The organism is Bradyrhizobium sp. BR2003, assembly GCF_009720285.1.
GTDB lineage: Bacteria > Pseudomonadota > Alphaproteobacteria > Rhizobiales > Xanthobacteraceae > Bradyrhizobium > Bradyrhizobium elkanii.
In genome coordinates this window covers 319295-338146 of record NZ_SMYJ01000008.1, presented here as the reverse complement: position 1 = coordinate 338146, position 18852 = coordinate 319295, and the positions used below count along the sequence as shown (strand labels likewise).

Genomic DNA, 18852 nt, shown 5'->3' with positions numbered 1-18852 from the left:
GTTCGAGACGCGCTTCGCGCTCCTCTCGGGGTGACGGAGTCAGAGCGAGCGTTCGTCCCGCTCTACTCCGCGGCCTGCTCCAGCGGCGCGACGCGCGGCAGGATCATCTGGATGCGCGTGCCGTTGCCCGGTGCGGAATCCAGCGAGAGCCGGCCGCCGAGCCTCGTGGTGACGATGCTGTATACGATGTGCAGGCCGAGCCCGGTGCCGCCCTGATCGCGCCGCGTCGTGAAGAACGGATCGAAGGCGCGGCGGCGCACGTCGAGGCTCATGCCGCAGCCATTGTCGGCGAAGATCACCTCGACATTGTCGCCGCCGGCGGCGTGGACCTGGATCTCGACCTCGCCGGCCTTGCCGTCCGGGAACGCGTGCGCGACCGCGTTGAGGAACAGATTGGTCAGCACCTGGCCATACGGTCCCGGATAGGAATTCATGATCAGGTTCGGCTCGCAATCGACGTTGAGCGTCAAATTGTGCTTGCGCAGGCCGGGCCGCAAGCTCATCACCACCTGCTCGGTGAGGTCGCCGAGATCGAAGGTGCGCTGGTCGGAATAGTTGCGGTCGGCGGCGACCTGCTTGAACGACTGGATCAGCTCCGCGGCGCGGTTGAGATTGGCGACGAGTTGCGAGGAGGCATCGCGCGCCGTGTTCAGGAAATCGTTGAGGCTGGAGCGGCGCAGGTCGCCGCGCTCGACCTGGGTGGCGAAATTCGCGGTCTTGCGCTCCAGCGCGGACGCCACCGTCAGGCTGATCCCGACGGGATTGTTGACCTCATGGGCGACGCCGGCCACCAGGCGGCCGAGCGCGGCGAGCTTCTCGGCCTCGATCAGCGAATTCTGGGTTTCCCGCAGATTGCGCAGCGCGGCCTCCGCGGAATCCCTCGCCTTGCGCATCTCCTGCTCGGAGCGCTTGCGCTCGCCGATGTCGAGCGCGACCGTGACGATGTTCTCGATGTCGCCCTGCGCGTCGAGGATCGGCAGCTTGTTGACCAGCCATTGCCGCATGTTGCCGGCGACGTCCTTGTACTCCTCTTCATAGAAGCCGAGCTCGCGGCGCGCCGACAGGACGCGCTTGTCGTTCTCATCGGTCTTGGCCGCGCCGTAGCGCGACATCAAATCGCCGGTGGTCTGGCCGATCGCGTCCTGCGGCTCGATGCCGAAGATCCCCGCCATGTAGCGGTTCATCAGCACGTAGCGCAGGTCGCGGTCCTTGACGTTGATGACGGCGGGCACCGTGTCGATGACCATCTGCAACAGCCGACGGCCTTCGGCGATCGCGTCTTCGGCGCGCTTCTGGTCGGTGATGTCGCGCACCGTGCCCTCGTAGCGGATCACCTCGCCTTCGTCGTTGCGGACGACGGTCGCCGAATCGGACAGCCACAGCACCATGCCGTCGCTCGCGCGCACCTGATACTCGTAGTCGCGCACCATGCCATCGCGCTGCATCAGCTGCTGGTACTGCTCGCGCGCCGCCGGATCGACATAGACAGTGGTGGCGATGTCGTCGATGCCCTTGATCAGGTCGTGCGGCGTGCCATAGCCCATCATCCGCGCCAGCGCCGGATTGGCGTTGAGCAGGGCGCCGCCCGGCGTCGTGACGTAGATGCCCTCGACCGATGCCTCGAACAGCTTGTGGTAGCTCTCCTCGGCGAGCCGCTGCTCGGCGAGCGCGCGCAGCGCAGCCTCGCGCGCGCTGTCGGCATCGACCAGAGTCTGGCGGAATACTTCGGCGGCGCGCGCGATGTCGCCGATCTCGTTGTCGAGATCGGCGCCGGGAATGAACGCGCTCTTCTCGCCGCCGGCGACCTTGCGGATCGAGCCCGCGATCCTGGCGAGCGGGCGAACGGTGCGGCGAACCACCAGCACCGATGCGAACAGGCCGATCAGCACGCCCGCCGTGCCGAGCACGATGCTCTGCCATTTTGCTTCAGCCAACGTCCGGGCAAAATCGCGCGACAGTACGTGGCCGCGGCGAGAGCTGAGCTCGCGGAGCAGCTCGGTGACCTTCTGGATCAGCCGGCCTTCGGCGCCGAGCACCTCCTTGTCGATGTCGGCGATCTGGCCCTCGCGCACCGAGACCGCGACGATCGCCTCGGCATAATCGTCGACGGCGCCGCGCAGCGCAGGATCTGAGATGGTCATCGCCCTCATGCTCTGCGCGGCCTGCTCGGCGGCGGACGTGTTGTGCGCCAGCAGCGCGGTGGCAATCCGGCTCTGGGATTGCGACAGCGCATTGGCCAGCGCCGCATCGTTGCTCGCGGCGACCGCCTTGTCGAAGGCGTCGCGCAGCGGCGGCAGCCCGGCGACCAGTTCGGCGCGGCGGCTGAGCAGCGCCGAGATGCGCTCGATGCCGTTGCGGTAGGTCGCCAGCCGCTGGGTGACGCCGTCGATCATGTCCTGCTGCTCGGGCGCCAGCTTGATGCGGGTCTTTTTCAGGATCTCGCTCAGCGACTGGGCCGCCTCCGCGACCTGGACCGACTGGCTGCCCGGCTCGGTGACGAAGTCGCGCGCCGCCAGCCGCAGCTCGTTCATGCGACGGTCGATATCCTCGGCGATGTCGCCGACGCTCTGCAGCCGCTGCAGCTCGGCGAAGGTCGTATCGATGTGGCGGATCGCGATCACGCTGGCGGTGGATGTGATGATGATCACAGCCAGGACCAGCAGGAAGCTGCCGAACGTGAGCTGGCCAATGGAGAGGGAGAACGCGCGCGGCGCTTGCGAATTCGGCGGCAATTCAGCGGTCATGTCATCAAGGGCCGGGGTCCAATGGGCCCAATATACGGGAAATTACGGGTTTTGGGGAAACATGCTGCAGGACCAGGCCGGCCGGTGTGACCGGTGTCACCCCGGGGCGGCCGCTGGCTTAATCCGGCACAGGGCGGCGGGGCTCAGTCCGGCGGGATGCCGGCCTCCTTGACCACCCTGGCCCAGAGCGCAACGTCCGCCTTGATGATATCGGCGAAGTGCCTCAGCGGCGCGCTCCGGGCGTCGCAACCTGCTACATCCAGCTTCCTCCGCACCTCGGCCGAGGCCAGCGCGGTTTCGAGCGCCGCGCTGATGCGTTCGACCACCGGCTGCGGCGTGCCCGCCGGCACCACGAAGCCGAACCACGGCGTCACCTGCGCCTCGGCAAACCCCTGCTCGGCCATGGTCGGCACGTCGGGGAAATACTTCGAGCGGCCGTCGCTGATCGCGCCGATGATTCTGATGCTGCCGGATTGCACCTGGGCCAGCGCCTGGTTGGCCGACAGGAAGCTCGAGGTGATCAGGCCGCTCGCGATATCGGGTACCATCTGCGGATAGCCGCGATAGCCGATCGCGGTGACGTCGATCCCGGCGAGCCGCTTGAACAGCTCGAAGCCGAGATGGCCGGTCGAGCCCTTGCCGGGATGACTGTAGTTCAGCGTGCCCGGCTTGGCCTTGGCCAGCGCGACATAGTCGGCGACGGTCTTGACCGGCAACGAGGTCGGCACGATGAAGAAGTTCGGGGCAAGACAGATCTGCCCGACCGGCACGAAGTCTCTGACCGGATCCCAGCGCAGCTGGGTGTTCAGCGCCGGGCTTGCGGTGAAGAAGGTCGTCACCAAGAGCCATGTGTAGCCATCGGGCGCGGCGCGTGCGACCTCCTCGGCCGCGATCGAGCCGTTGGCGCCGGATTTGGCCTCGACGACGATCGTCCCCTTCCACTGCTCCTGCATGTCCTGCGCCATGATGCGCGCGAACACGTCGGCGACGCTGCCCGGCGCGTAGGGAATGACGATGCGGATCGGCCGGCTCGGGAAGTCCTGCGCGCGCGCCGTGCCGGCCATCGCCAGCAACGTCATGCACGCAGCGGCAATGAGGCTGATCCGCCGCAACATCGTCCGTTTCCCCCCTGTGATCTCGTTGCGGGCAGCATGCAGGGATTGCCTGACGGCAGCAAGGCGCCGGTTTCAGCGGGCGACTTTCAGGCGGTGGCGATCTTACGCGCAGGAATCGTCATCGCGGCGATGACATCAAGCCGCGGCGATCCTTCGCGCGGGAATCGTCATCGCCGCGACGCCGATCACGACGCAGGCGAGGCCGATCCACGCCGTCGGGCTCAGCCGTTCGCCGACCAAGACGACGCTGAGCGCAACTCCGATCGGCACCCGCAAGTAAGCCTGCGCGGTGGTGCCGACCGAGCCGAGGGTCTGGATCAGGCGGAAGTAGATCACGAACGCGATCGCGGTCGAGAACATCGCAAGCGCCAGCAATGCGGCGAGCGATGTCGTCGACGGCGACAGCGTCCAGGGCCGCTCGACGACAAGGCTGAGCGGAACGAGGATCGCGGCGCCCGCGATCAGCGAACCCGCCGCCGGCGCCATCGGATCGAGCTCCTTGAAGCCGCGGCTGAAGATCGCGGCACAGGCGTAGCAGATGGTGGCGGCAACGATCGCGACCTCGGCCACGATCCCCTGACCGAGATCGCGGAACGCATCGACGCCGACGATCAGGCAGATGCCGGCCATGCCTGATATCACCCCAAACAGCTTGCGCGGGCTCGCGGCCTCGTGGCGGGTGATCGCGACGGTGAGCAGGAAGGTGAAGATCGGCGAGGCCGAATTGAGGATGGTGGCGAGCCCGGCATCGACGAAGCGTTCGCCCCAGGCGATCAGCGTCCACGGGATCACGCTGTTGAGACAGGCCTGGAAGATGAAGCGGCGCCAGGTCGCGCGATCGGCCGGCATCGTCACTCCGCGCATCCGCATGATGACGAGCAGCAAGAGCCCCGCGAACGCGGTGCGCGCCGCGATCAGTGTGATCGGCGGGATGGTTTCGACGCCGAGCTTGATGAAGGTATAGGAGCCGCCCCACAGGGTGGCGAGCGCGAGCAGCAAAGCGAGCTCGAAGGCCATGCTAGGCTGTCGTGGGGTGGTGGTCATGGCAAGGCTTCCGTCTCGATGATTGAGACGGAATCTACACTGCTGCGACGTGATGATATTTCGATCTAAGCCGAAATGTGGAGAAGCGACTCTCCTTCCCCCGTCGTCCCGGCGAAGGCCGGGACCCATTACCACAGGGGTGTGTTGTCAGAAGAAGCTGTGGCTCCAGAGTCGCGCAACATTGCAGTTCAGTGGTAATGGGTCCCGGCTTTCGCCGGGACGACGCCTAGTGTTGTGTTGCGCCGCCTCCGAGTGAGAGGCGCTCTCGATCTCTCGGGATGACGGACTACCCGAGCGCCCCGACGTCGAACACCTCGCCGTCGTACCCCGCTTCCTTCGGGATGCGGAGCTGGCGGCCGGTGGCGGTCTTGGTCATCACTGGCATCACGGCGACGATCGGCTTGCCCTTGCTGTCGGCGAGCGCGGCGCTGACGTTCGGCTGCTTGCCGAGCCGGATCAGGTTGCGCGTGGTCGGGAACGGCAGCTTGAAGCGGCCGGTCTCGCCGCCCTCCAGCGCCTCGCGCGTCGACACCCAGATCGAGTCGGTCGATTCCTTGCCGTCATGGGCGCCGAGCTGCTCGGGCGGCGCGGCGGCGAGGAAGAACCAGGTGTCGAAGCGTTTCGGCATGCCCTCCGGCGTGATCCAGTGCGCGTAGGGCACGAGCTCGTCGAGCGCGAGCACCATGCCGTTGTCGGTCAGCACCTTGAGGAAGCTGATCTTGCCTTCGTTCAGCGCCGCGCGATGCGCGGTCGCGATCTCGTTCGCACGCTTCGCATCGACCAGATGCTTCGACCCCTGCGGCCGCGCCAGCAGGATGCCGCTCTCCTCGAAGGTCTCGCGGATCGCCGCGATCCGGAAGCCGAGCGCGTCGCCGTCGAGCCCTTCCCCGCCGGAATAGAGCGCGGGATCGGCGGCGATCTCGTTGTCATTCTTGTCGACGCTTCCGCCCGGAAACACCAGCGCACCCGAGTTGAACTCGATCTGGTGATGGCGGACCATCATGAAGACTTCGATTTCGCGTGACGACGTCCCGTCACGCAGCAGCAGCACGGTCGAGGCAAGGCGCGGGGCAACGATCTCGGTCATGATTAGCCTGCTGCACTGGATTGCGGTTGCAGATTGGCGCGGCGATCGACGCGCGCCACGCGGGAGAGCAGATAGTCGACCTCCGCCCTCGCCTGCGGCGTGATGACAGCACCCGGCTTGCGCTGCGCGCTCGAGGAGATGATGCCGCGCTTCTGCAGCACGTATTTGCGCACGGTGAGGCCGACGCCGGGCTGCTGCTCGTAGCGGATCAGCGGCAGATGCGCGTCGAACAGATCGTGCGCCGCATCGCGTTTTCCCGCCTTGGACAGGTTGACGACATCGATCAGAAGTTCGGGGAAAGCATAGCCGGTCATCGCACCATCGGCGCCGCGCTCCATCTCGAAATCGAGGAACAGGCCGCCATTGCCGACCAGGATCGACAGCGGCCGCAGCGAGCCGTCCTTCTGGAAGTTGCGCAGCGTCGAAATCTTCTCGAGGCCCGGCCAGTCCTCGTGCTTGAGCATCACGCAGGACGGCGCATCCATCACGATCTTGCGGATCACGGCGGGCGTGAACACGACGGTCAGCGTCAGCGGATAGTCCTGCAGCACCCAGGGAATATCGTCGCCGATCGCTTCCTGCGCCTGCTTGAAGTATCCGATGATCTGGTCGTCGGTGCGCAAGTGCGGCGGCGGCGCGATCATGACACCGGCGGCGCCCGCATCCATCGACTTCCTCGCCAGCGAGCGCATCGTGGCAAAGCCCGGCGCCGAGACGCCGACGATCACCTGCAGCTTCTTGGCACGCTTGACGAAGCGCAGCGCGACCTGCTCGGCCTCGGCGGCATCGAGCTTCGGCGCCTCGCCCAGGATGCCGAGCACGGTGACGCCGTCGCAGCCGACATCGGTGTAGAAATCGGTCAGCCGGTCGATCGATGCCTCGTCGATCCGGCCGTCGTCATGGAACGGGGTCGGCGCGATGGCAAAGGTTCCTGCGGCCTGGGCGGTGAGATTCATGGATGCCTCAAATTTTTGATCGTCATTCCGGGGCACGCGAAGCGTGAACCCGGAATCTCGAGGTTCTCGGTGCGCAATTGCGCACCTGAGGGTTCGTCCTTCGGACGCCCCGGATCGACGTTTATCACCTAAAACCGCCGCGCGCCCATCTTGATCTGCTCCTCGGAGAAGAAGATCTCCTTGGCGTGGGTGACGATGTCTTCGGCCTTCCAGCCGGTAAAGGGCGGCTTCCAGCCCTCCATTTCCATCATCCGCATCTCGCGGACGCCACGCGGACCCGAGACGCCGAGGACCTTGCCGGTCTGGTCGCCGGACAGATCGCTGACCATGTAGAGCACGGCCGGCGCGATGCCGTCCGGGCCGAGCGCCGCACCGGGGTTCTCCTTGTAGCGGGGCAGGTCTGCGGTCATGCGGGTCAGCGCGCCCGGCGCCAGGGTCCAGATCCGGATGTTGTACTTGCGGCCCTCGATCGCCAGCACGTTGGACAGGCCCCAGATGCCGCCCTTGGCGGCGCCGTAATTGGTCTGGCCGAAATTGCCGATCAGACCCGAGGTCGAGGACGTGTTGACGATGACGCCGCCGCCATTGTCGCGCATCCATTTGAACACCGGCTGGGTGCAGCAGAAGGTGCCCTTGAGGTGCACCTTCATCACCTTGTCCCAGTTCGCTTCCTTGGCCTTGTGGAAGGTCTCGTCGAGCAGGATGCCGGCATTGTTGACCAGGATGTCGGCGCGGCCGAAATGCTTGATGGCGTCGTCGAACACCGACTGGCCGCCGGCCAAGGTCGAGATGTCGGCGCCGTTGGCGACCGCACGGCCGCCCTCGGCCTTGATCGCGTCGACCACCTTGTCGGCCATCGACTTGTCCGAACCCGAACCGTCGCGCGGGCCGCCGAGATCGTTGACCACTACGGCCGCGCCCTCGCGCGCGAACAGCTTCGCATAGGCTTCACCAAGTCCGCCGCCGGCGCCCGTGATCAGCGCCACCTTGCCGTCGAGTAATCCCATGGTCGTTTCTCCGTTGTTGTTGCCGTCATTCCGGGGCGCGCGCAGCGCGAACCCGGAATCTCGAGATTCCGGGTCTGGTCCTTCGGACCATCCCGGAGTGACGGAAAGCTACGCCAGCACCGTCTTGCCGCTCTTGATCACGGTGACGCCGCGCGACTTCACCTTGGCCTCGAACGACACCACGTTGCCGTCCTTCCACAGCTCCATGGTCACGGTCTCACCGGGGAATACCGGCGAGGAGAACCGCGCCACGTGCTGCTTGAAGGCGGACGGATCGTAATCGGCATAGGTCTGCAGCACGCCGCGGCAGGTGATGCCGTAGGTGCACATGCCGTGCAGGATCGGCCGCGGGAAGCCGGCCTTCCTGGCGAACTCCGGATCGGAATGCAACGGGTTGCGGTCGCCGCAGAGCCGGTAGATCAGTGCCTGATCGGGCCGTGTGGTGATGTCAACCACCTTGTCCGGCGCGCGCTCCGGCACCTTGTGCGGCTCGGGCTGGCCGTCGGACGGGCCGCCGAAGCCGCCATCGCCGCGGGCGAAGCGCGAGGCGACCAGCGTGGCGAGCTTCTCGCCCTTCTCGTCTTTCAGCACGGTCTGGTGCCGGATCACCGCGCCCTTGTCCTTGCCCTTGTCGAACACGTCGAGCACGGTCGAGTCGGCCGTGATGTGCGCCGCGGTCGCGAACGGCTTGTGGAAGGTGATGTCGCGCTCGCCATCGACCACCATGACGCGGTTGAGGTTCATCTCGCCGGGGCCGGCGCCCCAGGCCGCGACCGATGCAAACGTCGGCACCACCTTGAGCGGGCGCGGCGTCAGCACGCCCTCATTGACGAAGGCGAGCTCCTTCTCGTCCATCGGATCGGCTCCCAAGCCGATGCCATAGGCGTAGAGCATCACGTCGCGGTCGCTGTAGCTGTATTTCTGGCCGAGATTCTTCAGGGCCATCAGCTGTTCGTACACGATCGGCATTGTCGTTTTCTCCCCGAACTGTTCTTTCTTCGCCGCTGCCCATTATTGCGCCCTCGCCCCTTGCGGGAGAGGGCTGCACCGGCATCAAACGCAAACTCGTTTGGGAGAGGGGTTGCCTCCTCAAACACATATCGTGCGGACAGAAACCCCTCTTCCGGCAGCCTTCGGCTGCCACCTTCCCCCGCAAGGGGGGAAGGTACTTTTTAGGCCGGCGTGAAGAACGGCAGCGGCGCGCCGTCGGTCGGCTTCCACACCACCTTGACCTTCTGGCCGATCTTCACCGTCTCCAGATCGCAATCGACGATGTTGGTCTGCAGCGACGGACCTTCCTTCAACGTCACATAGGCGATCGCATAGGGACCGGTCGGCGATTTGCGCATCAGGCTGTAAGTGTAGACCGTGGCCTCGCCGCTCGACTCTTCCCACACTGTCTTGTCGGAGAAGCAGAACGGGCAGATCGCGCGCGGGAAGTAGTGCGCCTCGCCGCAGGTGTTGCAGCGCTTGATCATGAACTTGCCCGCCTTCGCCGCTTCCCAGAACGGCGCGGTCTCCGGGTTGGTCACCGGGGCATTGTACTTCTTCGCTTCAGACATCACGCACGCTCCAGAATGCAGGTTGAGGCGGCGTGGCGAACGCCGAGCAGACCGCCGGTGCCGTGGGCGATCGCGAGGTCGCAGTTCTTCACCTGCACCTTCGGATGCGCCTCGCCGCGCAACTGGCGCACCGCCTCGAGGATTTTCGTCATGCCGCCGCGGTTGACGGGATGGTTGCTGCACAGGCCGCCGCCATCGGTGTTGAACGGCAGCTTGCCGACGCCCGAGATCAGATTGCCGTCGGCGACAAACTTGCCGCCCTCGCCCTTCTTGCAGAAGCCGAGGTCCTCGAGCTGCATCAGCACCGTGATGGTGAAGCTGTCATAGATCGAGGCGTATTTGATGTCCTTCGGCGTTACGCCCGCCTCCTCGAAGGCGCGCGGGCCGGACCACACGCCGGCGGAGTAAGTCAGATCGAGATCCTTGCCGCCGCGCGGGCCCTTCATCGCCTCGCCATGGCCGATCAGGCGCACCAGCGGCTTCTTCAGGCTCTTGGCGATCTCCGGCGTCGTGACGATCATCGCGCCGCCGCCGTCGGTAACGACGCAGCAATCCATCCGGTGCAGCGGATCCGAGATCATCGGCGAGTTCAGCACGTCCTCGACGGTGACGACTTCCTTCAGCATCGCATGCGGATTGTATTGCGCGTGATGCGAGGCCGCGACCTTGATCCAGGCGAGTTGTTCGGAGGTGGTGCCGTAGTCGTGCATGTGGCGCATGGCACACATGCCATAGGCATTGTGCGTGGTAGCCCCGTAGGCGGATTCGAAATCGGCCTCGGCGCCCGACGCGCGCGGCGGCATCGGGCCGGTGCGCGGTTTGCCTGCCAGCGTGACCAGCGCGACCGAACATTTGCCCGCGGCGATCGCCTCGGCGGCGTGGCCGAGATGGATCAGATAGGAACAGCCACCGGTCTCGGTGGAGTCGACGTGACGCAGCTTCCTGGTGTTGAGGCCGAGATAATCGACCATCGGCCACAGCCCGCCCGGCGCGTCGCCGGCGCAGAAATAGCCGTCGATATCGTCCTTGGTGAGCCCCGCGTCCTCGATCGCGCCCTTGGCGACCTCGGCGTGAAGCTGTGCTGTTGATTTATCGGGTGCGTGCCGGGCGGGATGCTCGTAGATCCCGGCAATGTAGGCCTTGCCCTTGATGGTCAAATCGCTCTCCGCTGGCGTTTCTTCGCTCGAGCGTTTTTCTGAACCGGACGCGCGACCTTGGCAAGCGCGGAAATATTCCGTCAGGCGAGACTGTATCCGCAACTCAATCGTCGTCCCGGCGAAAAGCCGGATCCATAACCACAGGATTGTGTGGTGAGAGTGAGATGTGGCCCAAGCGTCGCGCTACAACGAGGTGCGGTGGTTATGGGTCCGGCTTTCGCCGGGACGACATCGAACTTACGGCTACACTACTCCGCCGCCATTTGCCGCGGCGCGGGCGGCGGGTTGGCGAGGTCGGCGGCGAGTTGCGCGTAGCGAACCTTTGCTTCCTTGATCGCCTTGTCCTTCACCGGGCCGTAGCCGCGGATGCTATCGGGCAGCGCCAGCAATTCGACCGCGATGTCGTGGCTGAGCGGCGACAGCAGACTCAGCACCGTCGCGACATCTTTCTCATAGCCCGCGATCAGATCGCGTTCGAGCTTGCGGTCGGCGTTATAGCCGAAGACATCGAGCGGCGTGCCGCGCAGAAAGCGGAATCGCGCCATCACCTTGAACACCGACATCATCCACGACCCGAAGGCGCGCTTCTTCGGACGGCCCTGCGCATCGAGCCCGCCGCCGAGGATAGGCGGCGCGAGATTGAAGTTGAACTTGAACTCACCCTCGAACTGGTCGCGCAGCTGCTTCTCGAAGCGGCCGTCGGTGAACAGCCGCGCCACCTCGTACTCGTCCTTGTAGGCGAGTAGCTTTGCGTAGTTGATCGCGACCGCGCGCGGCAGCGCCTCGCCATAACCGCCCTTGGTGGCGGCGTCGCGAATCTGGTCGACCAGCTTGCGGTAGCGCTTTGCCAAACGCGCGCTCTGATAGTCGGTCAGAAGCGCCATGCGGTGGGTGATGATCTCGTCGAGCGACATCGCATCCAGCGCCTTGACCGGGGCTGCGTCGTCATCCTGACCCTTCATCATCGCGGCGAGCCGCGCCGGATCGGCCGCGGCCAGACGCCCGAGCTGGAACGCCTGCGTGTTCATCTTGATCGAGACCCCGTTGACCTCGATCGCCTGCAGAATCGCTTCCGCCGACAGCGGCAGCAGCCCGCGCTGATAGGCAAAGCCCAGCATCATGATGTTGGTGGCGATGCTATCACCGAGCAGCGCTTCGGCCGGCTTGGTGAAGTCGAAGAAGGCGGAGTCCTTGCGCAGCTCGGTCTCCAGCACGCTGTTGACCTTGCGGCTCTGGAAGTTGAAGTCGCGGTTGAGAATGAAATCCGCGGTCGGGATCACGTGGCTGTTGATGATACCGACGGTACGGCTCGCATCGCACAGCGTGATGGTGTCCTTCGACGCCGCCACGACCTCGTCGGCCGCAAGCACCAGATCGGCCGTGCCGGTCACGATCCGCGAACAGGTCACGTCGGCGGTGTGCTCGGAGAGCCGGACGTGGCTCAGCACCGCGCCGCCCTTTTGCGCGAGGCCGGACATGTCGAGGATCATCGAGGCCTTGCCCTCGATATGGGCGGCCATGCCGAGCAGCGCGCCGATCGTCAGCACGCCGGTGCCGCCGACGCCGCCGACCGCGATGTTGTAGGGCCGGTCGAGCGCGGGCTTGGAGGCCGGCTCTGGCAGATTATCGATGCTGCCGAGCTCGGGCGGCGCACGCCGCCTGAGCTTGCCGCCGTCGACCGTGACGAAGGACGGGCAAAAACCCTTCACACAGGAATAGTCCTTGTTGCAGGTCGACTGGTTGATGGTGCGCTTGCGCCCGAGCTCCGTCTCCAGCGGCTCGACAGAGATGCAGTTCGACTGCACCGAGCAGTCGCCGCAACCTTCGCAGACCGCGGGATTGATCAGCACGCGGCGCTGCGGATCCTCCATCAGGCCGCGCTTGCGGCGGCGGCGCTTTTCGGCGGCGCAGGTCTGCACGAACACGATCGCCGAGGTGCCCTTAGTGTCGCGGCACATCTTCTGGACATTCTCGAGCTCGTCGCGATGGAACAGCTTGACGCCGGGCGCGATGGTATCGGCCGGATAGGCACCGGGATTCTCCGAGACCAGGTAGATTTCTCGAATGCCTTCGGCGTGGAGCTGGAAGGTGATCTGCTGCGGCGAGAGATCGCCGTCGTGACGCTGGCCGCCGGTCATCGCGACCGCGTCGTTGTAGAGGATCTTGTAGGTGATGTTGGCCTTGGAGGCGATCGACTGGCGGATTGCGAGAATGCCGGAGTGGAAATAGGTGCCGTCGCCGAGATTGGCGAAGATGTGGTTCTCGTTGGTGAACGGCGCGATACCGACCCACGGCACGCCTTCGCCGCCCATGTGGGTGAAGGTCTCGGTCGAGCGGTTCATCCACAGCGCCATGAAGTGGCAGCCGATACCTGCCAGCGCGCGGCTGCCTTCCGGCACCTTGGTCGAGGTATTGTGCGGACAGCCCGAGCAGAAATACGGCGTACGGCTGACGGGCGCGGTCGCTTGCATCTGCGTCGACTGACGGCCGTTGAACCAGTCCGCCTTGGCGCGCAGCATCTCCGCGATTTCGGGATTGAGGTTAAGTCGAAGCAGCCGTTCGGTGAGCGAGCTCGCAAGCGAGGCGACGCTGAGCTCGGCGGCGAAGGTCAGGAAGCGCTTGTCGTGATCGTCCATCTTGCCGACGATGCGCGGGCGCACGTCGTCGCGCCAGTTGAACAGCTCCTGCTTGACCTGATTCTCGACGATCTCGCGGCGTTCCTCGACGATGAAGATCTCCTCGAGGCCGACGGCGAAGTTGCGCACGCCTTCCGGCTCCAGCGGCCACGGCATGCCGATCTTGTAGAGGCGGATGCCGATCTTGGCGGCGATCTCGGGCGTGATGCCGAGCTCACGCAGCGCCTGGCGGATGTCCTCGTAGCTCTTGCCCGAGGCCATGATGCCGTAGCGCGCGTTCGGCGAATCCATGGTGATGCGGTTGACCTTGTTGGCGCGGGCGAAGGCGATCGCGGCAAAGCCCTTGTAGTCCTGCAGCCTTCGGTCCTGCTCGAAGCGATCGTCGGGCCAGCGGATGTTGAGGCCGCCGGGCGGGAGCTCGAAATCGGCCGGGATGATGAACGGCGTCATCTCGTCGGTGAGGTCAATCTCGGCGGTGGTCTCGACGGTCTCGGTGATCACCTTCATGCCGACCCAGCAGCCCGAGTAGCGCGACATCGCGATGCCGAGCAGGCCCATCTCGATCATTTCATGGATGCTGGAGGGGTAGAGGTAGGGCATCAGCGCGGAGATGAAAGCGTGGTCGGACTGATGCGGGACGGTGGAGGATTTCGCGCCATGGTCGTCGCCGGCAAGGCAGAGCACGCCGCCATGCTTGGCGGAGCCGGCTGCATTGCCGTGGCGGAACACGTCGCCGCAGCGGTCGACGCCGGGGCCCTTGCCGTACCAGATGCCGACTGCGCCATCATATTTGGCGCCCGGCGACAGGGCGAGCTGCTGCGAGCCCCAGATCGCGGTGGCCGCGAGGTCCTCGTTCACGCCCGGCTGGAATTTGATGTTGTACTGCTCGAGATGCTTGCGGGCGGCGAACAGCTGCTGGTCGTAGCCGCCGAGGGGGGAACCGCGATAGCCGGAGATGAAGCCTGCTGTGTTGAGACCCGCGGCGCGGTCGCGCCTGATCTGCGCCATGGGCAGGCGGACTAGCGCCTGGATGCCGGTCATGAAGACGTGGCCGGTGCCCTGGGTGTACTTCTGGTCGAGGCTGATAGGCCCTTGGTTGATTCCCATTTAGCCCTCTTTTCGCTGGTCGCGACGACTGCTTTTTAGCTAGTCATCCGAGCTTATTAGAACCAGTCTATGTCGGATTTTCCGGCTCGCGCAGCACAATTCTGGGCGACCAGGCCCGTCGCTCAAAAATCGCAATTTCGTGCCGGGAATATTGCAGGGCCGTTTCGGTTTCTGTCGCAGGACAGGCCCGCGGCGAAATGGCGTAACGCGTCTTGTGGACCGAAAGGTGATTGGATGCGGCGACGATTTCGAACCACGGGTGCGATTCTGGTCGCAGCGCTGCTGTGCGATGCGCTCGCGACCCGCGAATGTGCCGCCGTGCCGACCGACGACGTCATCGCCCGCGGCAAGGCGCTCACGATCGCCGGCGACTGCGCCAGCTGCCACACAGCCGACCCGGCAAAGCCCTTCGCCGGAGGCAAGCGGATCGACACGCCGTTCGGTGCGGTGTTCTCGCCGAACCTCACCCCCGACCGCGATACCGGCATCGGCGGCTGGAGCGACGACGATTTCGGGCGCGCGCTGCGGATGGGCGTCTCGCCGAGCGGCGCGCATTATTATCCCGCCTTCCCCTACCCGTATTTCACGAAGCTGATCCGCGACGACATCCTGGCGATCCGCACCTATCTCGCGACGCTGGCACCGGTCAGCAACAAGCCGCCGCCGCCGGAGCTGCGCTGGCCGTTGAACTACCGCGTGCTGATGCGGGTCTGGAACGCGCTGTTCTTCACGCCGGGCATCATCCAGCCGGACCAGAACAAGGGTGCGGAATGGAATCGCGGCCGCTATCTCGTCGAGGCCCTCGCCCATTGCGGTGCCTGCCACACGCCCAAGAACGCCTTCGGCGCCGACAGGCGCGACCAGGCGCTCGGCGGCAGCATGGTGCAAGGCATGTTCGCGCCCAGGCTCGATGGCGCCGCGCGCAGCGGGCTGAAATCATGGAGCGTGGCTGATATCGCCGAATATCTGCAGAGCGGCCGCAACGGGCACAGCCACGCCGGGCCCCTGATGTCCGAGGTGGTGCTCAATTCGACCTCGAAGATGAGCGACGCCGATGTGCGCGCCATCGCGGTCTATCTGAAGAGCCTGCCCGCCGGCGCGCCGGAGCCGGAGGTCACCCCGCCCTCGCCGGCGCAGATGAGCAATGGCGAGCGCATCTATCGCGGCGCCTGCGTCGCCTGCCATGAACTCGACGGCTCCGGCGCGCCGCGGATCTATCCGCCGCTGCCCGGCAACGCCAATCTGCTATCGGCCAATCCGGCGAGCACGCTGCGCATCATCCTCGACGGCGCGCAGACCGTGACCACGCCGCGCGCGCCGAACGCAGGCTCGATGCCGGCCTATCCGAAGCTGACCGACCAGGAGGTCGCGGACGTTGCGACCTACATCCGCAATGCCTGGGGCAACGCGGCGCCGGCCGTCACCGCGGACGAGGTCGCGAAGGCGCGGCCGGCGAAATAGCCGTTCAACGCTCCTCGCCGCTGAACACGAATTTCGGCATTTCCCATCGGTAGCGGATCGCAAGCATGCGGAACGTCAGCCCGAGCGCGAAGGTCAGCGCGGTCCAGAGCTGGGCGTTCACCTGCAGCCCGGAGCCGGTCACATAGAACAGTCCGGTCACCACGGAGACGCTGGCGTAGAGCTCGCTGCGAAACAACAGCGGCACCTCGTTGCAGAGAATGTCGCGCAGCACGCCGCCGGCGCAGCCGGAGATCATGCCGGCGACGATCACGATCGGCAGCGGGACGTCGACTTGCGAGGCCACGTCGCAACCGGCCATGGTGAACACCACAAGTCCGATCGCATCGAGCACCAGGAATGCGAGGTTGAGCCGGTGCACCAGCCGCGCCAGCAGGATGGTGGCGAAGGCGCCGGCGGCTGCGACCGCAAGATAGATCGGGTGCGCGACCCAGAGCAGCGGATAATGCCCGAGCAGCACGTCGCGGATGGTGCCGCCGCCGAGCGCGGTGACCGCGCCGAGCATGCAAACACCGGCCCAATCCATGCTGCGCCTGCCGGCCGCCAGCGCCGCCGTCATCGACTGCGCCGCAACCGCAATGAACGAGAGCACTTGCAGCACCGAATCGGTGGGCGGCATGGTCCACATTGAGAAGGCCTCATGAAACAGGTTGGAACCCAAGGAATCGACGGTTCCGGCATGAACAGGTTGCAACATTGGCGCGGAACATCCTCGCGCGCCAGCCATTGTCCCATGCGTTTAGCTTTGAGGTGCTAACGGAGGAACTTTGCAATGGCCTATCAACCTGACGATCCGTATCGCGCCAACCTGACCGAGGACGAAATGCGCCGTCAGGCGCGCTTCAACAGCCTGGACAACGAGCTGCAGCCGGATCCGGAACTCCAGGAGGGACCGGCCAGCACCACCAAGATCGCGATGTTTGCAGTTGCGGTGGCCGTGGTGCTCGGCGCGCTGTTCTACGGCTTGAACAATACGTCGGTGCATGAGGCGGGTACGACGCCGTCGACGCAGACCGCGCAGCAGCAGCCGGCCAATCCGGCCGCGCCGCCTCCGGGCATGCGCGACGTGACGCCGAAGCCGAACAGCCAGCCCGGCATGACGACAGGCGCCGCGCCGGCACAGCCGGCCTCCCCGTCAGCCAACAAGCCGACCGGGCAGGAGATCGATCGTTCGGCGACCCCGTCTGACTCGACCGGCGACAAGAACAAGTAATCCGCTTCCGTCCCCGGAGTGGTGAAGCAGCGGGCCGGGGCGGCCCGCTGCTTTTTTTCACGTAAGTCTACTTGAACATCTTGTTGAGATCGCCGCCCGAATAGCCATTGGCGAATTCAGTGAAGGTGCCCTTCTCGGCCATCTCCTTGGCCGCCTTCATCACGCCGGCCCAGGCCATCCGTGCCAGCGCCCCGCCGACGCTAATCCGGCGCACGCCGAGATCGGCGACCGATTGCAGCGTCAGCTCCGACGCGCCGCCGATCAGCAGATTGACCGGCTTTGGCGCCACCGCCTTCACGACCGCGGAAATCTCCTCCTTGGTGGCGATGCCCGGCGAATAAAGGACGTCCGCTCCTGCTTCCGAATAGGCCTGCAGCCGTTCGATCACCAGATTGAGGTCCTTCTTCCCCCACAGGAATGCCTCGCAGCGGCCGGTGAGCAACACGCCGCTGTTGTCGGCATCGATGGCCTTGCGCGCCGCCTTGATGCGCTCGACCGCAAGCTTGTGCTCGAACAGCGGGTTGGCGGCATCTCCGGTGGAATCCTCGATAGAAAGCCCGGCAACACCGGTCTTGACGCCGCGCGCGACATTGACCGCGACCTTGTCGGGCTCGACCGCGAAGCCGCCCTCGAAATCCGCATTGACGGGAATATCGACCGCCGCGCACAGCGCAGTCAGGTGGTCGCAGACGTCATCGACGGTGACGCGGTTGTCGGCCTTGGCGATGGTCCAGGCAAAGCCCGCGCTGGTCGACGCCAGCGCCTTGAAGCCGAGATGTTGCAAGGCGCGGGCGCTGCCGACATCGAACGGGTTCGGAATGATGAAGCAGCCGCTCTCATGCAGCGTCTTGAAGGCGGCGCGTTTGTCAGCAGTTGGCAGTGGCATTGGTCGCTCCCTGGAGTCATTGGCCGCGCACAGATAGGCACCCACAAATCCGCCCGCTAGTGCGGCTCATGCACCGCGCGGCTGTCCTTCGGCGCCTGATCGCGTTCGTTCAGGCCGTAATCACGGATCACGCTCGCCACCCGCAGCCGGTAGTTCTCGAAGATCCGCGCACGGCCCTTGGCCTGGGTACGGCGATGCTCGATCGTGTTGCGCCAGGCTTCCACCGCAGCCTCGTCGCGAAAGAACGACAGCGACACGAACTTGCCCTTCTCGGTGATACTCTCGAACCGCTCGACCGAGATGAAGCCGTCGATCTCCTGCAGGATCGGCTTCAGCTCGGCTGCGAGGTCGAAATAGAGGTCCCGGTGCTCAGGCTTCGGCCAGACTTCGAAAATCACGGCGATCATGGGCGTCTCCCGTACATTGCTGTCGTGGTCCCACTATAACTCGACCTTGCGGAGAAATGTCCGTTCCTCGGCGAGGATGAAGCGGTTTTCTTCCGCGAAGTTGAAGTTGGCGACGCCCTCCTTGTCCTGACGCAGCCGCGCGCGATAGGCTTCATAGGCGGCAAGGCTTTCGAACGAGATCAGCGCGAAGGCGACATTGTTGGTTCCCTCATGCGGCACCCAGTAGCCGATGAGATCGCCGCCGCAGCGCGGGATGATCGAGAGCCAGTTCCGCGAATACTCTTCGAACATCGCGCGCTTGAACGGATCGAGCTGGTAGCGGATGAAAACGGTGACGGTCATTGATGGCCTCCGGTAATTTTCCGTCATTGCGAGCGTCAGCGGAGCAATCCTCGCAATGACGGCACGGTGGACAATAGCGCCTTGTCCGACCTCGATGCTTCGGCTATCAT

At 65.2% G+C, this 18852-nt stretch carries 16 protein-coding genes; 2 read left to right on the top strand and 14 right to left on the bottom strand.

Going from position 1 to position 18852, the window contains the following annotated elements; genetic code table 11:
• Positions 1 to 62: 62 nt before the first annotated feature.
• The 10 genes from E2I15_RS04025 to E2I15_RS03980 all read right to left on the bottom strand — a co-directional run bounded on the left by E2I15_RS04025 (position 63) and on the right by E2I15_RS03980 (position 14415).
• On the bottom strand, positions 63 to 2744 hold the full coding sequence (locus tag E2I15_RS04025; protein WP_137483100.1) for a PAS domain S-box protein: 2682 nt from the start codon (positions 2742 to 2744) through the stop codon (positions 63 to 65).
• A 143-nt stretch (positions 2745 to 2887) separates the two neighbouring features.
• Complete coding sequence (locus E2I15_RS04020; RefSeq protein WP_137483101.1) at positions 2888 to 3859, bottom strand: Bug family tripartite tricarboxylate transporter substrate binding protein; 972 nt, start codon at positions 3857 to 3859, stop codon at positions 2888 to 2890.
• Between the two features lie 135 nt (positions 3860 to 3994).
• Complete coding sequence (locus E2I15_RS04015; protein ID WP_137483102.1) at positions 3995 to 4903, bottom strand: DMT family transporter; 909 nt, start codon at positions 4901 to 4903, stop codon at positions 3995 to 3997.
• 286 nt (positions 4904 to 5189) lie between these two features.
• The gene (locus tag E2I15_RS04010) at positions 5190 to 5990 is read right to left on the bottom strand and encodes an NUDIX hydrolase (RefSeq protein WP_137483103.1); all 801 of its coding nucleotides are present in this window, start codon (positions 5988 to 5990) and stop codon (positions 5190 to 5192) included.
• Between the two features lie 2 nt (positions 5991 to 5992).
• Positions 5993 to 6946, bottom strand: coding sequence for a dihydrodipicolinate synthase family protein (locus E2I15_RS04005; protein WP_137483104.1), 954 nt, complete (start codon positions 6944 to 6946; stop codon positions 5993 to 5995).
• A 128-nt stretch (positions 6947 to 7074) separates the two neighbouring features.
• The gene (locus E2I15_RS04000; protein ID WP_018272088.1) at positions 7075 to 7953 is read right to left on the bottom strand and encodes an SDR family oxidoreductase; all 879 of its coding nucleotides are present in this window, start codon (positions 7951 to 7953) and stop codon (positions 7075 to 7077) included.
• Between the two features lie 108 nt (positions 7954 to 8061).
• Positions 8062 to 8922, bottom strand: coding sequence for a MaoC family dehydratase (locus E2I15_RS03995; RefSeq protein WP_137483105.1), 861 nt, complete (start codon positions 8920 to 8922; stop codon positions 8062 to 8064).
• A 203-nt stretch (positions 8923 to 9125) separates the two neighbouring features.
• Positions 9126 to 9515, bottom strand: coding sequence for a Zn-ribbon domain-containing OB-fold protein (locus E2I15_RS03990; protein WP_018272090.1), 390 nt, complete (start codon positions 9513 to 9515; stop codon positions 9126 to 9128).
• Positions 9515 to 10672 carry a thiolase family protein gene (locus E2I15_RS03985; protein WP_137483106.1) on the bottom strand — a complete coding sequence of 386 codons (1158 nt, stop codon included), beginning with the start codon at positions 10670 to 10672 and terminating at the stop codon, positions 9515 to 9517. The genes E2I15_RS03990 and E2I15_RS03985 overlap by 1 nt, the downstream gene beginning before the upstream one ends.
• 248 nt (positions 10673 to 10920) lie before the next feature.
• Positions 10921 to 14415, bottom strand: a complete 3495-nt coding sequence (locus E2I15_RS03980; RefSeq protein ID WP_137483107.1) for an indolepyruvate ferredoxin oxidoreductase family protein — start codon at positions 14413 to 14415, stop codon at positions 10921 to 10923.
• 234 nt (positions 14416 to 14649) lie between these two features.
• On the opposite strand from E2I15_RS03980, the gene E2I15_RS03975 reads away from it, so the two are divergent.
• On the top strand, positions 14650 to 15876 hold the full coding sequence (locus E2I15_RS03975) for a c-type cytochrome (protein WP_137483108.1): 1227 nt from the start codon (positions 14650 to 14652) through the stop codon (positions 15874 to 15876).
• 4 nt (positions 15877 to 15880) lie between these two features.
• Here the strand turns inward: E2I15_RS03975 and E2I15_RS03970 are convergent, their stop codons facing one another.
• Entirely contained in the window at positions 15881 to 16522 is a 642-nt protein-coding gene (locus E2I15_RS03970; RefSeq protein ID WP_137483109.1) for a trimeric intracellular cation channel family protein, read from the bottom strand.
• Positions 16523 to 16666: 144 nt separating this feature from the next.
• Between E2I15_RS03970 and E2I15_RS03965 the strand changes: the two genes are divergently transcribed.
• The gene (locus E2I15_RS03965) at positions 16667 to 17107 is read left to right on the top strand and encodes a hypothetical protein (RefSeq protein WP_137483110.1); all 441 of its coding nucleotides are present in this window, start codon (positions 16667 to 16669) and stop codon (positions 17105 to 17107) included.
• Between the two features lie 67 nt (positions 17108 to 17174).
• Here the strand turns inward: E2I15_RS03965 and E2I15_RS03960 are convergent, their stop codons facing one another.
• The 3 genes from E2I15_RS03960 to E2I15_RS03950 are packed head-to-tail and all read right to left on the bottom strand — an operon-like array spanning position 17175 to position 18742.
• Positions 17175 to 17993 (bottom strand): isocitrate lyase/PEP mutase family protein, encoded by an 819-nt coding sequence (locus E2I15_RS03960; RefSeq protein ID WP_137483111.1) that lies wholly within the window; start codon positions 17991 to 17993, stop codon positions 17175 to 17177.
• Between the two features lie 56 nt (positions 17994 to 18049).
• Positions 18050 to 18400 carry an antibiotic biosynthesis monooxygenase family protein gene (locus E2I15_RS03955; protein WP_016839915.1) on the bottom strand — a complete coding sequence of 117 codons (351 nt, stop codon included), beginning with the start codon at positions 18398 to 18400 and terminating at the stop codon, positions 18050 to 18052.
• A 33-nt stretch (positions 18401 to 18433) separates the two neighbouring features.
• Positions 18434 to 18742 carry an NIPSNAP family protein gene (locus E2I15_RS03950; RefSeq protein WP_137483112.1) on the bottom strand — a complete coding sequence of 103 codons (309 nt, stop codon included), beginning with the start codon at positions 18740 to 18742 and terminating at the stop codon, positions 18434 to 18436.
• Positions 18743 to 18852: the final 110 nt, after the last annotated feature.

Excerpts from the sequence above, each read along its gene's own strand:
- E2I15_RS03975 (WP_137483108.1), top strand. The coding sequence starts at position 14,650 with ATGCGGCGACGATTTCGAACCACGGGTGCGATTCTGGTCGCAGCGCTG.
- E2I15_RS04020 (WP_137483101.1), bottom strand. The coding sequence starts at position 3,859 with ATGTTGCGGCGGATCAGCCTCATTGCCGCTGCGTGCATGACGTTGCTG.
- E2I15_RS03960 (WP_137483111.1), bottom strand. The coding sequence starts at position 17,993 with ATGCCACTGCCAACTGCTGACAAACGCGCCGCCTTCAAGACGCTGCAT.
- E2I15_RS03980 (WP_137483107.1), bottom strand. The coding sequence starts at position 14,415 with ATGGGAATCAACCAAGGGCCTATCAGCCTCGACCAGAAGTACACCCAG.
- E2I15_RS03990 (WP_018272090.1), bottom strand. The coding sequence starts at position 9,515 with ATGTCTGAAGCGAAGAAGTACAATGCCCCGGTGACCAACCCGGAGACC.
- E2I15_RS04015 (WP_137483102.1), bottom strand. The coding sequence starts at position 4,903 with ATGACCACCACCCCACGACAGCCTAGCATGGCCTTCGAGCTCGCTTTG.
- E2I15_RS04005 (WP_137483104.1), bottom strand. The coding sequence starts at position 6,946 with ATGAATCTCACCGCCCAGGCCGCAGGAACCTTTGCCATCGCGCCGACC.
- E2I15_RS04010 (WP_137483103.1), bottom strand. The coding sequence starts at position 5,990 with ATGACCGAGATCGTTGCCCCGCGCCTTGCCTCGACCGTGCTGCTGCTG.
- E2I15_RS04025 (WP_137483100.1), bottom strand. The coding sequence starts at position 2,744 with ATGACCGCTGAATTGCCGCCGAATTCGCAAGCGCCGCGCGCGTTCTCC.
- E2I15_RS04000 (WP_018272088.1), bottom strand. The coding sequence starts at position 7,953 with ATGGGATTACTCGACGGCAAGGTGGCGCTGATCACGGGCGCCGGCGGC.
- E2I15_RS03965 (WP_137483110.1), top strand. The coding sequence starts at position 16,667 with ATGGCCTATCAACCTGACGATCCGTATCGCGCCAACCTGACCGAGGAC.
- E2I15_RS03970 (WP_137483109.1), bottom strand. The coding sequence starts at position 16,522 with ATGTGGACCATGCCGCCCACCGATTCGGTGCTGCAAGTGCTCTCGTTC.
- E2I15_RS03950 (WP_137483112.1), bottom strand. The coding sequence starts at position 18,742 with ATGACCGTCACCGTTTTCATCCGCTACCAGCTCGATCCGTTCAAGCGC.
- E2I15_RS03995 (WP_137483105.1), bottom strand. The coding sequence starts at position 8,922 with ATGCCGATCGTGTACGAACAGCTGATGGCCCTGAAGAATCTCGGCCAG.
- E2I15_RS03955 (WP_016839915.1), bottom strand. The coding sequence starts at position 18,400 with ATGATCGCCGTGATTTTCGAAGTCTGGCCGAAGCCTGAGCACCGGGAC.